This window comes from Jeotgalibaca sp. MA1X17-3 (assembly GCF_021513155.1).
Taxonomy (GTDB): Bacteria; Bacillota; Bacilli; order Lactobacillales; family Aerococcaceae; genus Jeotgalibaca.
This window is the reverse complement of the sequence record NZ_CP090983.1, coordinates 2,201,045-2,215,187: the sequence shown is the minus strand read 5'-3', so window position 1 is coordinate 2,215,187 and position 14,143 is coordinate 2,201,045. Positions and strand designations below refer to the sequence as shown.

At 36.0% G+C, this 14,143-nt stretch carries 14 protein-coding genes; 5 read left to right on the top strand and 9 right to left on the bottom strand.

The window, feature by feature from the left end; genetic code table 11:
• Positions 1-3 precede the first annotated feature (3 nt).
• From LZ578_RS11010 to LZ578_RS11000, 4 genes are read right to left on the bottom strand one after another with little or no spacing between them, the layout of a single operon-like run.
• Complete coding sequence (locus tag LZ578_RS11010) at positions 4-612, bottom strand: ATP-binding cassette domain-containing protein (RefSeq protein ID WP_396326764.1); 609 nt, start codon at positions 610-612, stop codon at positions 4-6.
• Entirely contained in the window at positions 546-923 is a 378-nt protein-coding gene (locus LZ578_RS12755) for an ATP-binding cassette domain-containing protein (RefSeq protein WP_396326681.1), read from the bottom strand. The genes LZ578_RS11010 and LZ578_RS12755 overlap by 67 nt, the downstream gene beginning before the upstream one ends.
• Positions 920-2,107 carry a hypothetical protein gene (locus LZ578_RS11005; protein ID WP_235145222.1) on the bottom strand — a complete coding sequence of 396 codons (1,188 nt, stop codon included), beginning with the start codon at positions 2,105-2,107 and terminating at the stop codon, positions 920-922. Before LZ578_RS11005 ends, LZ578_RS12755 begins: the two co-directional genes overlap by 4 nt.
• Positions 2,108-2,117: 10 nt before the next feature.
• A complete protein-coding gene (locus LZ578_RS11000; RefSeq protein ID WP_235145221.1) occupies positions 2,118-3,326 on the bottom strand; it encodes a hypothetical protein in 1,209 nt (402 codons plus the stop codon).
• Between the two features lie 166 nt (positions 3,327-3,492).
• Here LZ578_RS11000 and LZ578_RS10995 point away from each other — a divergent pair, with 166 nt between their 5' ends.
• Complete coding sequence (locus LZ578_RS10995) at positions 3,493-5,217, top strand: phospho-sugar mutase (protein WP_235145220.1); 1,725 nt, start codon at positions 3,493-3,495, stop codon at positions 5,215-5,217.
• 77 nt (positions 5,218-5,294) lie between these two features.
• Here LZ578_RS10995 and LZ578_RS10990 read toward each other — a convergent pair whose 3' ends face one another.
• Genes LZ578_RS10990 through LZ578_RS10975 form a run of 4 tightly spaced genes read right to left on the bottom strand, consistent with a single transcriptional unit; the run spans position 5,295 to position 8,753 of the window.
• Positions 5,295-5,963, bottom strand: a complete 669-nt coding sequence (locus LZ578_RS10990; protein WP_311198626.1) for an ABC transporter permease — start codon at positions 5,961-5,963, stop codon at positions 5,295-5,297.
• A gap of 5 nt (positions 5,964-5,968) precedes the next feature.
• Entirely contained in the window at positions 5,969-6,916 is a 948-nt protein-coding gene (locus tag LZ578_RS10985; protein WP_235145219.1) for an osmoprotectant ABC transporter substrate-binding protein, read from the bottom strand.
• Positions 6,916-7,557, bottom strand: a complete 642-nt coding sequence (locus LZ578_RS10980) for an ABC transporter permease (RefSeq protein WP_396326762.1) — start codon at positions 7,555-7,557, stop codon at positions 6,916-6,918. The genes LZ578_RS10985 and LZ578_RS10980 overlap by 1 nt, the downstream gene beginning before the upstream one ends.
• Positions 7,554-8,753 (bottom strand): betaine/proline/choline family ABC transporter ATP-binding protein, encoded by a 1,200-nt coding sequence (locus LZ578_RS10975; RefSeq protein ID WP_235145217.1) that lies wholly within the window; start codon positions 8,751-8,753, stop codon positions 7,554-7,556. Before LZ578_RS10975 ends, LZ578_RS10980 begins: the two co-directional genes overlap by 4 nt.
• A gap of 313 nt (positions 8,754-9,066) precedes the next feature.
• On the opposite strand from LZ578_RS10975, the gene glpK reads away from it, so the two are divergent.
• The 4 genes from glpK (at position 9,067) to whiA (ending at position 13,643) form a co-directional block, all read left to right on the top strand.
• Positions 9,067-10,605, top strand: a complete 1,539-nt coding sequence (gene glpK, locus LZ578_RS10970; RefSeq protein ID WP_235145216.1) for a glycerol kinase GlpK — start codon at positions 9,067-9,069, stop codon at positions 10,603-10,605.
• A 118-nt stretch (positions 10,606-10,723) separates the two neighbouring features.
• A complete protein-coding gene (gene rapZ, locus LZ578_RS10965) occupies positions 10,724-11,614 on the top strand; it encodes an RNase adapter RapZ (protein ID WP_235145215.1) in 891 nt (296 codons plus the stop codon).
• Positions 11,611-12,639, top strand: coding sequence for a YvcK family protein (yvcK, locus tag LZ578_RS10960; protein ID WP_235145214.1), 1,029 nt, complete (start codon positions 11,611-11,613; stop codon positions 12,637-12,639). The genes rapZ and yvcK overlap by 4 nt, the downstream gene beginning before the upstream one ends.
• A 62-nt stretch (positions 12,640-12,701) precedes the next feature.
• The gene (whiA, locus tag LZ578_RS10955; RefSeq protein WP_235145213.1) at positions 12,702-13,643 is read left to right on the top strand and encodes a DNA-binding protein WhiA; all 942 of its coding nucleotides are present in this window, start codon (positions 12,702-12,704) and stop codon (positions 13,641-13,643) included.
• Between the two features lie 54 nt (positions 13,644-13,697).
• Here whiA and LZ578_RS10950 read toward each other — a convergent pair whose 3' ends face one another.
• Positions 13,698-14,045, bottom strand: coding sequence for a single-stranded DNA-binding protein (locus LZ578_RS10950; protein WP_235145212.1), 348 nt, complete (start codon positions 14,043-14,045; stop codon positions 13,698-13,700).
• Positions 14,046-14,143: the final 98 nt, after the last annotated feature.

The window sequence follows — 14,143 nt, the reverse complement described above, 5'->3', positions numbered from 1 at the left end:
CAATCAGTCCTCTCCCTCGGTATTAAAGTTATACAATCGAACATAATGCTCTGCCGTTCCTAAAGGACCAACTGAAACTTCAACGGGGTGAAAAGAACGTAAAAGAGAAACATAGTGTATCGTTTTCATTTCTGCTTCGTTATCGTCACTTATTGGGATGCAAAATAAGCCGTTATCTAGGTAAAAACTTCCTTCTGGTAATTCGTTCTTTTTTGTTAGGGTATGGAACGAATCAGAAGAGAGTTTTGCTTTTACATAATCAAGTTGTTTTTCATGATGATCGGATACAAAAATAATTTTACCTCCACGCAAAAAGAAAACTTTATCAGCATACTCATCCAAGTTGTCTAAAAGGTGAGAAGAAATCATAATTACTTTTCCTTCAGTACGTAACGTCTGTAAAACTCTTGAAATAAGAGAAACATTTTCGGGATCCAATCCATTCATTACTTCATCCATTAACATAACAGGAGTATCAGCTGCACACATCATCGCAAAACAAAGTCGCTGACGCATTCCTAAAGAATAGGTATGTACTTTATTCATTACGTAATGATCCATGTGTAGCATACGAATAATTTTATCGATAGATGTAGAATCTTGTTTCCACATTTCAGCATACATTTTAATATGTTCCCGACCAGAAAAGTTTTCGTAGAGATCAGCCTGGTCAGGGAAAAAGTAATGAGACGATGTAATCGTAAAATATCTTTTCGTGTATTTTTATAAACGATATCATCAATCTGTATCTCTCCACTTTGAATGGGAATATAGCGCATAATGGCATTAAAAAGGGTCGTCTTTCCTGTTCCATTTGGAGCAACTAAGCCAATAATCTGTCCATCAGGAATATCAAAATGAAGGTGATCTAAAATGATTTTTTCTCCAAATTGAACTGATAAATCTTTTATAAGTAAGGTCATGAGCTAATTCTCCTTTGTAATCCAAGAGTTTGAGTTTGAATCTGATCAAATAGGAATGTAAAAAGTACTTCTACAAATAAAATAAGTAGTAAAATCCCAATCCATGCTTTTTCGAAAGTAATACCGGGCATCTGTAATTGCATTGCCATTTCTCCCGAGAAAATAGATTGTAAATGTAAGTAAAGGCTAGGTTGCCATGAACTGAAAGATGGAATAAAGTTCCAGATAAAAGGAAAAAAATAAACTCCTAAGACTAGGATGATGGTTAAATAAGTCGTACGAAATACCCAGCTCAATCCAATCGTTAATAAAAGAAGAAAATAACTGAGTAACATAGCTATTCCCAGTGCCAGGAAAGTATATTGCCAAATGGCGATAGGCTTATACCCGGAAGAAGTATAGACCATTACCGGATACAGAAGGCTTCCAGACGTTTCTTGAATGAGACTAATCAGATAGCTAATCAATAACCCAATTAGAGAAACGGACCACACAACGACCCATGTATGGAAGGTACGAATATGCCATTGTTTCCGTAACGTTACAGGAACTCCTTGAGAGATACTCCAGTTTTTGGTTTGGTCTTTTGTGAATCGATCGGAACCTAACAAAGCAATAAATAAAAACAAACTAAAGCCAATGATTAGATTCACTTCTTGTAACAAAATATTACTGGCAGAATAAGAATTCCATTCAATGTCCAAATCATGTTCTTCTAAATATTTATATAAAGCAAGTTCTTGAGTGATTCGTTCTTCTTCCGGTAAATATTGCCGTAAAAAATTAAAATGATCAAACTCTTTTAACTCCAATAAACGACTCTGGTTAGTAGCAATCTTTGTACCATTGTCTAAATAATTTGATAAGATCTTTTCCCAATTAGGAACGGTATTCCCCAATTTCTTTTTTAAGATGTATAGTTGTAATCCATACAACATCTGCTGTTCTGCTAGTAAATCGTAGACTTCGTCCCCAATGTCATCTGTAAAGGCACTCTGAGGAAGCATGTTAAATAAACTGTGGATATCTTCATATTCTTGAGCCATTCGTTCTTGCGGGAATGCTACCGTTTGTTGTTGATAGAGAAGAGAAAAAGATCCAAAAAATAATAGAAAAGCCAAAGCTAAGATACGTGTTTTCCAATCACGAAGAAGTTTTTTCCATTCCCATTTAGCAATATGCATGTGTATCCTCCTACTGAATGAATTTTTGACGAGTTCGCCAATGAGTTGTAAAAGCCAAAATTCCTTCCAGAACAATCGTGGATACAATTAATACGAATAAACCACGATCATAAGTAATCGATCCGGTATTCATCAAATAATTTTTCTCACCCGTAATTACCTTTCCATAATCGAAATATGTTTGTGGGAAATATCCAATAGGAATTCCAAGTATTTTTCTAGTTGTGCGGCTAAAATAGAGTTGTTCAAAAAGAAGTAAAAATAATCCTGCTAAAAACACCATAACTTCCTGACGGAATAGAAGTGAGAAAAGAACAGACAACCGTACGAAAAGGTATGTGATCATTAGTAAGAAAGGTAGTATCTTTAGTAAAAACAAGCCAATACTGATCATTGGATAGGTGTCTGGATCTGTTACAAAATTTTCGTTATAAACAAATAATGAGGTTTTCCAAGTAAGACTTCCAAAACCATTTAGAAACCCATTTAGAAAATAAAATAAAACGGCTAGACTAAGAAAACAAATAGCCACATAACTTAAAATAGCTAAACTTTGAATAAAGAGATGACGATTCCAAGCAATGGGAACCCCGATTTGTTGTGTACGTGACTTTCTACTTTGAAGGAAAACATCCGAAGCGACAAATAACGTAAAAATAACAAAAAGAGTAGATCCAAAATTCAGAAAAAATAATTGGATTTGCTGCCAGGAGGTTTTTTGTTGAATGACAGAAAATGTTATAGGAGACTCATTTTCCTTATAGCTATCCATCCGTATTCTATAATTTCCCCAATCATGGGCCAAATCTTTTCCGGGATAGACAGAATTCTCCAGGTAATATTCATTGAGCATTTCCAAATGAAAAGGTGGAACGTAGAACTGAAAGATTTTAGTGTATCGTTCTGCATCACCAGAAGTAATGGAAGAATATAAAGCTCGTTGTTGTTCGTAGTGATACTTGGATTCTTCATAGGTACTTTGTCCGGTAAACTGATTGATATGGAAATTCCCATTTTCAATGGCATCCTCCATGATTCCTTTATTAGACAGTAGTTCCATTTGTAATTGTTCTAAGTTAATTGTTTGATTGGTATTGATTTGTGGTAAGAAAAAAGCTGAGTAAAAAATAATGGCAAGAAAGGCAAGAACAATAGCCAATCGGTTTTTAGTACTACGAAAAATTTGAAGCCACGTTTGAAGAAAAAGGGTTCGAGACATAGGGGCAACTCCTCTTTAGATTAAAATATAATAAGTACATAAGTATTTTTATGGCATATTGAAATAATCTTATCATAATATTCTCACTTTATGTAAGAAAGTTATGATAAAATAAAAGATATGATAAACTAATAATAAGAATAAAAAAAGTTATGGAGGGATTCACATGGGTTATAAAGATACGTATCAGCAGTGGAAAGAAAATCAAAATTTGGATCATTTGCTTAAAGAAGAATTAGAGGCGATGGCTTCAGATGAGGAAACAATGAAAGATGCTTTCTTTGCTCCGTTAGAATTTGGTACAGCAGGAATGCGTGGAATTTTAGGAGCCGGTATTAATCGTATGAATATCTACACCGTGCGACAAGCGACAGAAGGATTAGCTCGCTTAATGGAATCTAAAGGGGAAGAAGAAAAGAAACGTGGAGTAGCAATTGCCTACGATTCTAGAAGATTTTCTCCTGAATTTGCTATGGAAGCAGCACGAACATTAGGTGCTCATGGAATTCCAGCCTATGTTTTTGAAAGTTTACGACCAACTCCAGAATTATCTTTTGCAGTACGTCATTTAAATTGCTTATGTGGAATTATGATAACAGCGAGTCATAACCCAGCTAATTATAATGGGTATAAAGTATATGGAGAAGATGGCGGACAAATGCCACCCCATGATGCTGATGCGCTAACTACATTTATTCGTGAAATTGAAAATTCTTTAGAGGTAGAAGTTGCAAGTGAAGCAGAAATCAAAGAAAAAGGCTTACTTACTATTTTAGGGGAAGAAGTCGATGAGATTTATTTAAAAGAAGTTGCAACGGTAACCGTTAACCCTGAATTGGTGAAGGAAATGAGTACAGAAATGAAGCTAGTATTTACACCTTTACACGGGACAGGAAAAATGTTGGGTGAAAGAGCTTTGAAAAATGCTGGTTTTGATGGTTTTACTTTAGTTCCTGAACAAGCGGAGCCAGATTCAGATTTTTCTACCGTTCATTCTCCAAACCCAGAAGAACCAGGTGCATTTGAGTATGCGATCAAGTTAGGAAAAGAAATAGGGGCAGATATTTTAGTGGCAACAGATCCAGATGCGGATCGTTTAGGTGCTGCAGTTCGAAAAGAAGATGGCGAATACGAAGTAATTACAGGAAACCAAATTGCTTCCTTAATGTTAGAATATTTATTACTAGCTAAAAAAGATGCAGGTGAACTTGCTGAAAATGCTGTTGTTCTAAAATCGATTGTTTCTAGTGAACTACCTACTGCTATTGCCGAATCATATGGTGTGAAAATGGTTGATGTTCTAACTGGTTTTAAATTTATTGCTGAAAAAATTCATCAGTATGAAACCGACCATAGCCAAGAGTTTGTCTTTGGCTTTGAAGAAAGCTATGGCTATTTAGTGAAACCATTTGTGCGGGATAAGGATGCTATTCAAGCGTTGGTCTTGATTGCTGAAGTGGCGGCACATTATAAGAAAAAAGGACAAACATTAGATGATGGCCTTCAAGAGATCTATGAAAAATATGGATATTACCAAGAAAAAACAATTTCAGTTACGATGAGTGGAGTTACTGGAGCAGAAAAAATTGAAAAATTAATTGCTACTTTCCGTGAAAATTCACCAACTGAATTTGCTGGAATTGCTGTGAAAGAAACGTTAGATTTTGGAAATCGTACAAAAACTGCACAAGATGGATCGATTGAACCGATTGAAATGCCTAGTTCCAATGTATTGAAATATATTTTGGAAGACGGTAGTTGGATTGCGGTACGACCAAGTGGAACCGAGCCTAAGATTAAATTCTATATAGGTGCAAAAGCAAGTAGTGAAAAAGAAGCAACTGATAAAATTACTTGTTTAGAAGAAGAGCTTTTGAAATATACAAAATAAAAAACTAAAACCAAAAACAGCTGGGAGCAGTTCAGTATCGACTGCACTCCAGCTGTTTTTGGTTTTTATTTATTTTGTTATTTCTTTTTACCAATTCTTGTAGAAGGGTCTAAACGGTTCTCTAAGTACTCTAGGAAGAAATCCGATAGGATAGCCATTAAAGCAGTTGGAAGAGCTCCAGCAAGAATGATTGCTCCACCATTCGTAGCATTTACACCACGAGTGATGATATCTCCTAGTCCACCGGCTCCAATAAAGGTACCGATAGACGTAATTCCAATCGCTACTACAAGGGCATTACGTAAACCTGCCATGATGACAGATAAGGAAAGAGGTAATTCCACCATATACGTAAGCTGGAATCGAGTCATTCCCATTCCTTTACCAGTATCTAACAAAGATGCATCCACACTTCGAACTCCTGTGTACGTATTTTTGATGATAGGTAGTAACGAATAAAGGAATACAGCAGCAATAACGGTATCACTCCCCAAGCCTATTCCTAACATTAAAATAGAAAGGAGTGCTAAAGAAGGGATGGTTTGAATCACGTTAGCTATTCCGATTACCCAATCTGCGATTTTCTTGTGACGAGCAATCCAGAATCCAAGAGGAATCGAGACAATGGAAGCAAATAAAACTCCATATATTGAAATCAAGAAGTGACGCCAGAATTGACTTAAGACATAGGTACCATTTTCAGTATAGTAAAAAGCTAACTGTTGAAGTGTATTCATTTCGCTTATATCCATTATTTATTCTCCTCTGGAAGTACGACGTCTTTATCTTCAAAATAATTATTTTCTTCTAAAAAGTCATCTGCTACTTTTTTTGGTTCTACTAAATCATTGTCCACATCGTAATTGAGTTGTTGGATTTCTTCAGTAGTGAAGACATCTTGTAATCTCAATAAAACAGTTTCCAATTCAGGGTATGTTTCTAGAATTTCTTTTGTAGCAACTGGGCTGACATCATAAGGTGGGAATAGATTTCTGTCATCTTCTAGTACGATGAGATCGTAACTTGCAATTCGACCATCTGTTGAATAACCTAAAACGACATCCATGCTACCCGCTTCTAATGCATCATATACTAAACCAATTTGCATAGGGTAAACAGATTTAAAATCGAAACCGTAAATATCTTTAAAAGCACGGTATCCATCTCCATCACGTTCCATCCAGGATTTATCTACACCTGCTGTTAAAGAACCAATAACAGGCTCTAAATCGCTAATTTTAGAAACATTATTTTCTTTTGCAAAATCTTTTGTTACAAGAAACGCGTACGTATTAGCAAAACCATAACTAGGGAACCAAACTTGATCAAACTTCTCATCAAAACCTTTTACTACAGCAGCGTATGCCGCTTCTGGTTCGGTAATCGGATCTTGTGCTAATTCACCGGTTAAAGAAGTACCCGTATAACGAGCAGCTGAAATATTTGCATCCCCACCAATTAAAGCTTGGTGGTTTAAAGTAGAAGACCCTAGATTATTTACTAATCCGACCGGTACTTCTGGAAGATAATGTTTTACCATTCCTTCTACTACATAAGCCAGTACTTGTGCTTCCGTAGTAGTACCCCCTGTGATGATTACTCCATCACTAGAGTACGTAGCTCCCAATCCAGGAAGAGAACAAGCAGAAAGAAAAAGCATCAAGATGGGAATTAAAATCAATTTTTTGAAAGTTTTCATTATGCTGCTCCTTTCTCGGAAGTTAGTGTAGGAGTAACGGCAGTCTCTACTTTTCCTAGTAAGAAATCAGAAAGAAGTGCCAAAATAGTAACAGGAATTGTACCCCAAATAATCATTTCTTGATCATAAACATTCAGACCATTAAAAATGAAGTCACCTAATCCACCAGCACCAATATAAGAAGCGAGTGTTGCCCATGCAATAACATAGACACCGGCTAATCGAATTCCCGACATGATCACAGGAGCGGCTAACGGTAATTTTACTTTTGAAATTAATTGAGTTTCGGTCATTCCCATTCCTTTGGCAGAATCCACGGTATTTTCGTTTACGTTATTGATTCCAATATACGTATTACGTAGGATAGGTAATAGGGAATAGATAAATAGGCTGATGATTGCTGGGAATTTTCCAACTCCAAATAAAGGAATCATCAAGGCTAAAAGAGCCAGAGAAGGTACCGTTTGCAAAACGGAAACAAATCCAATTACATAACGAGATATTTTTCCAGAACGAGTCAATAAAATCCCTAATGGAACGGCAACTACAGCACCTAACACCAAGGCAATGATGGAAATAAGGAAATGCTCGCCTGTTTTATAAAGAAGAGCGGGTCCATTTGCTTGTAAGAAATCCATTATTCAATCAGCTCCTTTTCAGGTGCCATCTCGATTTCTGCCACCGAAGTTGATTCAATGACATCGTCTATTTCACCAAAATCTGTATCTTGCCAGATGGAGTCGTATACCATATCAACGATAGATGCACGGGTAATTAAGCCCATTAAATGATCATTATGATCAACAACTGGAATATTTTTATATCCAAGGATTAAAATTCTTTGCAACGCGTCACGAACGAGAGCTCCTTCCCGGACGAACATAACTTCTTCCATGATATCGCCAATCGTGACATTCCGGCGACGGTTTTTCTCAATTCCTTCTACTGCTAATAACCCTAGAAGTTTATCATTTTCATCCGTAATAAATAAGTTATCTACACGACGAGAACGCATCACTTTAATTGCTTCACCTAAACTTTGGTCAGGGCTCATTGTTACTGGTTTACGTAACATAATTTGATCAACTGTTTTTAAGTTGGTCTGTGCTTGAGTTAAACGTTCTTCTCCAATAAAACTTTCAACAAATTCATTAGCAGGATTTTTTAAAATATTATCTGGAGTATCGAATTGAACGACTTTACCTTCTGCCATAATAACGATTCGATCGGCTAATTTCAAAGCCTCATCCATATCATGAGTAACAAATACGACCGTTTTTCCTAATTCTTGTTGTAAATGTTTTAATAGTTCTTGTAGTGCATCACGTGTAATTGGATCTAATGCACCAAATGGCTCATCCATCAAAATAATATCTTGATCGGCAGCCAAGGCACGAATAACACCAATTCGTTGCTGTTGTCCTCCAGAAAGTTCAGAAGGATAGCGATCTAAAAAGTCAACTGGTAAATCTACTCTAGCAATTAATTCTTTTGCGATTTCTTTCTGTTTATCTTCTGACCAGCCTAATAACTTCGGTACCAAAACGATATTTTGTAAAATCGTCATATGAGGCATTAAACCGATTTGCTGGATAACATAGCCGATTTTTCGGCGTAATTCTACAGCGTTTTGCTCTTGAATATCTTTCCCATTAATCAAAATTTGACCTGAGGTTGGTTCGAGCATTCGGTTAATCATTCTCATAGAAGTAGTTTTCCCACTTCCACTTGTACCAATAAATACGATAAATTCGCCTTTATCAAAAGACAAAGAGATATCATCTACTGCTTTTTTGCCATTTGGATATAATTTTGTAACATTTTTAAACTCTATCATTCAGTCCACTCCTACCATTTTGTTTTTTTTTGCACACATGGTTAAACTATCATCTCAATAATAGAAGCTAATTGCAAAAAATGGAAGGGTTTTATACTAGAAATTATAAGAAATAAATTACTTTCAACCCTTTAGGTATAGGGATAACGGCGATATAAGATTTTTCGAAAATAGGCTTGTATCCATTCGATAAAAATATAAACATATTGTTTTTAAGTGTCTATTTCTTTGAACTGAAAATAGTAGATATGGTGAAAAAGAAAGCCACATGATACGATAAGGAAAATGAATATTAAAAAAGGGGAACGCTCTCATGACTTTCACAAATAGTGATAAAAATGTAGAAAAATATATTTTGTCTATTGATCAAGGAACGACTAGTTCACGAGCGATTATCTGGGACCATGAAGGAAGTCCAGTGATGACCGCTCAAAAAGAAATTACTCAATCCTATCCTAAACCAGGATGGGTTGAGCATGATCCCATTGAAATTTGGGTGTCGGTCCAAAGTGTTATAGCAGATGCATTAATCAGAAGTGATATTCAACCGTACCAAATTGCAGGAATTGGGATTACCAATCAAAGAGAAACGACTATTCTTTGGGATAAAAAAACAGGAGACCCGATTTATCCAGCCATTGTATGGCAATCTAGACAAACAGCAGAAATTGTAGATGAGTGGAGAAAAAAAGGCCTAGAAGAGATGATTCGTAAAAAAACAGGTTTACGTATTGATTCCTATTTTTCTGCATCAAAAATCAGTTGGATTTTAAATCATGTAGAAGGTGCTAGAGATCGAGCAGAGCGAGGAGAACTTTTATTTGGGACGATTGATTCTTGGCTTATATGGAAGTTAACGGGTGGGGCAGCTCACGTCACCGATCACACCAATGCTAGTCGGACGATGTTATTCAATATTTATGATTTAGATTGGGATGATGAAATTTTGAAAGAATTACAGATTCCTCGTACGATATTGCCTCACGTAAAAGATTCAATTGGAATTGTAGGAGAAACGGTGGGATATCATTTTTACGGTGCGAACATTCCGATTGCGGGTGTTGCTGGCGATCAACAAGCCGCGCTTTTTGGACAAGCGGGCTTTGAAAGGGGAATTGTTAAAAATACTTACGGCACAGGAGCGTTCATTATTATGAATACAGGAGAACATCCTGTGCAGTCAAAAAATGGTTTACTAACTACAATCGCTTATAGTATAGAAGGAAAGGTAACGTATGCATTAGAAGGAAGTATTTTTGTGGCTGGTTCTGCTATTCAATGGATCCGTGATCAATTGGGCTTTATTGAAGATGCTGAGGAATCAGAAAAGATGGCACAAGAAGTTTGTAGCAATGAAAATATTTATTTTATTCCGGCGTTTGTAGGCTTAGGATCTCCTTATTGGGATCAAGAAGTAAGAGGCTCTTTTTTTGGTTTGACAAGGGGAACAACAAAATCTCATTTAGTACGTTCTGTGCTAGAATCGCTTGCCCTCCAAACAAAGGATGTAGTAGAAGCCATGCAAGAAGATGCGGGATTAACCATTTCGGATATGCGAGTAGATGGTGGAGCTTCCATTAACGATTTCTTGATGCAATTTCAGAGTGACATGTTAGGTACATCCGTAACAAGATCTAAAGTAAAGGAAACAACGTCCTTAGGTGCTGCATATCTAGCAGGATTAGCAGTTGGCTTTTGGGAAAGCAAAGAAGATATTCGCAACCATTGGGAGCAAGAGCATGTGTTTCAACCAGAGTTTAGTGAGAAAAAGAGAGAGCAGCTCTATGAAAATTGGAAAATGGCCATACAAGCTGCCAGAATGTTCAAACCAACTCCAATAGATGAAGATTAGAAGTGCGTATTTCTTTGATAAAAGTAAAGTACGTGAAAAGAAAATAGAAGTAAAATACACATGTGACACGCCCGGTGTGTTATAATGAATTTTGAAGGTAGAAAGAGGAGGTATTACCATGGCTGACACATTGGAATTGGTGATTATAACAGGGATGAGCGGTGCCGGAAAGACCGTTGCTTTACAGACATTTGAAGATCTTGGATATTATTGCGTAGATAATATGCCTCCAAGTTTATTACCTAAATTTTGGGAATTGGTAAAAGAATCTGGCAAGATCACACGAGTTTGTCTTGTAATTGATTTGCGATCGAGAGCGTTCTTTGAAGAAATATTAAGTTCAATTGGAAGTATTGATAACACTTCCTTTGTGACTACAAAAATTATCTTTCTTGATGCATCTGATGAAACGCTTGTTTCTCGCTACAAAGAAACGAGAAGAAATCATCCTCTTACTCAAACGGGTGGTACTGTAATAGAAGGAATAAAAAAAGAGCGTGAGCTACTAAAAGATATACAAAATCGATCTCAATGGGTCTTTGATACAAGTAACACTTCACCTCGGAAATTACGTGAACAAATCTTAAGTAAATTCCGTACAAATGATCAAAGTGTTTTCCATATTGAAATGCAGTCTTTTGGTTTTAAATATAGTTCTCCAATTGATGCAGATATCGTGATGGATGTACGTTTTTTACCAAATCCGCACTATATTGATGAGCTTCGTCCATTGACAGGTTTAGATAAACCCGTTTATGATTATGTGATGCAACAACCAGAAACAGAAATGTTTTATCGTAAATTTACAGACTTACTGGATTATATTATTCCTGGTTATAAGAAAGAAGGAAAAGCTAGTGTTACGATTGCAATCGGCTGTACAGGAGGTCAACACCGTTCAGTAGCCTTAACGGAAAGAATTGGACTTCATTTACAAAATGATGGGTACACCGTAAATATTTCGCATCGTGATAAAAGTAAACGAAAAGAGGCAACTAATCGGTCATGAATGAAAAGCCAAAAAAACGACAAAAAAAGATGGTTGTACTTGGTGGAGGAACAGGCTTACCAGTTATCCTTAACCAATTAAAAAAACTAAATGTGGATTTAACAGCCATAGTCACAGTCGCAGATGATGGTGGAAGTAGTGGTATTCTTCGTGACTATGTGAATATCGTTCCTCCTGGTGATATCCGAAACTGTATGATTGCTCTTTCTGATTTACCTCAAATTCAAAAAGATATCTTTCAATATCGCTTTGATTCCAAAGATGACTTTTTATCAGGTCATGCGATTGGAAACCTAATTATTGCTGCTCTAGCAGAAATGAAGGGGAATGTCTTTGATGCGGTTAATACATTATCTGAAATGATGAATGTGAGTGGGAAAATTTATGCAGCAGCAGAAGAACCATTAATGCTATTTGCTGAATTTGAAGATGGAGAAGTAGTAAAAGGGGAATCAAAAATTGCTCAGTTTCGAAAAAAAATCGAGAGAGTCTATGTAAAACCGCTCGATGATGAAACACGAGAATCACAAGCCGCAAGAGATGTTATTCGTTCTATTATGGAAGCAGATATTGTTTTATTAGGACCAGGAAGCTTATATACGAGTATTCTACCCAACTTAATGATTCCTGATTTGGGACAAGCAATTATTGATACAGAAGCTGAAGTTGTTTATATCTGTAATATTATGACTCAATTAGGAGAAACAGAAAATTTTTCTGATGCAGAGCATGTTAAGGTGTTGCACAAACATTTGAACACTAAATTTATCAATACGGTGTTAGTGAATACAGAGAAAGTCCCGGAACAATACTTGAATCAACAAGCAGATGAGGAATACCTATTTCAAGTTACGCACGATTTTCAATCGCTACGTGATGAGAATTGCCGTGTCATTTCAGCGGATTTCTTGAATTTAAAAGAAGGTGGCGTTTACCATGATGGTGAAAAAGTCACAAATGAAATATTAAATCTAACTTCCAGTATGTGGAATGTAAAGACAACTTTTTCTGAAACTTCTTTTTAAGAAGAAAGTAGGCAAATTCATTTTGAAGCATCAAGTCAAAAGCCTGTGAGGAGGAATAATGATTGTCTTATGCATCTGAAGTGAAAAAAGAACTAACAACCTTGGAAGTGCATCGTGAACATGCAAAAGCAGAATTGACTGCATTAATACGAATGAGTGGTTCTGTCAGTATCTATAATCAAAAATTAATTTTAAATATTCAAACGGAAAATGCAGCAATTGCTAGACGAATGTATTCTCTTTTAAAAGATCATTATCAAACAGAAGGAGAGTTACTGGTCCGTAGAAAAATGAAACTAAAGAAAAATAATATTTATATTGTGCGTGTAAAACAAGGAGTAAAAGAACTCTTGCATGACTTAAATATTTTTGATGGCTTTCATTTTAAGACAAAAGTAGCGGACGTGATTATGGAAAATGATCAAAAACAACGTTCCTATTTACGAGGAGCCTTTTTAGCGGGTGGATCAGTGAATAGTCCAGAAACAAGTCGCTACCATTTAGAAATCTATTCAAGTTATGAAGACCATAATCAAGATATTTGTACGATTATGAATAAATTTGATCTAAATGCAAGGACCATTGACCGTCGCAATGGATATATTACCTATCTCAAAGAAGCAGAAAAAATAGCAGACTTTCTAGCGTTAATCGGTGCCCATAATTCAATGATGAAATTTGAAGATATCCGGATTGTACGAGATATGCGGAATTCGGTAAACCGTTTAGTAAACTGTGAAAATGCAAATATGAATAAAACCATTGATGCAGCAGCTAGACAAATAGCCAATATTGAATTCATCAGTAAAATAGTGGGATTGGATAAGCTTCCAGAAAAGTTAAGAGAAATTGCTATTTTGCGAATTGAAAATCCTGACGTAAGTCTGAAAGAATTAGGTGAAATGGTTCCAAGTGGACTAATCTCTAAATCAGGGATCAACCATCGACTTCGAAAAATTAATGAATATGCAGAAAAACTAAAAAATATGGAAATCATGCATTAATCTAAAAGCAGTGAAAGAACACCGGAAAATTCGGTTTCTTTCACTGCTTTTATTTTAGAAAACGGGTTCTGTACTGGTTGCTTCTTTTTTAGATTCTACAAAGTGGATTTCTTCCGCAATCAATTCAACGACAAAAACTTGTTGCTCTTGTTTATTTGTGTAGGACCTTGAAGCGAGATGTCCATTTACTCCAATCTGATTTCCTTTTCCACAATACTGGTGTAACAAACGAGCGGTATTCCCCCAAAATACTACAGGAATAAAATCAGCTTGAGGTTGAGTATCATCTTTCTTTCGTAATCGTTGAATCGCAAGTGTGTTGTTACAAACCACACGATCACTACCTACTTCTTGAAGCTCAATGGGACGAACTAATCTTCCTAACAAAGATACTTGATTCATTTTTTTCTCTCCTTTCGTTTCTATTATTAATATACGCAAAAGAAAGAGTTTCCCTTTTAAAAAGCAATATCTACTAAAGAAATTCACAGATTGTTCAA

Coding starts and splice junctions, on each gene's coding strand:
- LZ578_RS11010 (WP_396326764.1), bottom strand. CDS start 612: ATGTGGAAACAAGATTCTACATCTATCGATAAAATTATTCGTATGCTA.
- LZ578_RS12755 (WP_396326681.1), bottom strand. CDS start 923: ATGACCTTACTTATAAAAGATTTATCAGTTCAATTTGGAGAAAAAATC.
- LZ578_RS11005 (WP_235145222.1), bottom strand. CDS start 2,107: ATGCATATTGCTAAATGGGAATGGAAAAAACTTCTTCGTGATTGGAAA.
- LZ578_RS11000 (WP_235145221.1), bottom strand. CDS start 3,326: ATGTCTCGAACCCTTTTTCTTCAAACGTGGCTTCAAATTTTTCGTAGT.
- LZ578_RS10995 (WP_235145220.1), top strand. CDS start 3,493: ATGGGTTATAAAGATACGTATCAGCAGTGGAAAGAAAATCAAAATTTG.
- LZ578_RS10985 (WP_235145219.1), bottom strand. CDS start 6,916: ATGAAAACTTTCAAAAAATTGATTTTAATTCCCATCTTGATGCTTTTT.
- LZ578_RS10975 (WP_235145217.1), bottom strand. CDS start 8,753: ATGATAGAGTTTAAAAATGTTACAAAATTATATCCAAATGGCAAAAAA.
- glpK (WP_235145216.1), top strand. CDS start 9,067: ATGACTTTCACAAATAGTGATAAAAATGTAGAAAAATATATTTTGTCT.
- rapZ (WP_235145215.1), top strand. CDS start 10,724: ATGGCTGACACATTGGAATTGGTGATTATAACAGGGATGAGCGGTGCC.
- yvcK (WP_235145214.1), top strand. CDS start 11,611: ATGAATGAAAAGCCAAAAAAACGACAAAAAAAGATGGTTGTACTTGGT.
- LZ578_RS10950 (WP_235145212.1), bottom strand. CDS start 14,045: ATGAATCAAGTATCTTTGTTAGGAAGATTAGTTCGTCCCATTGAGCTT.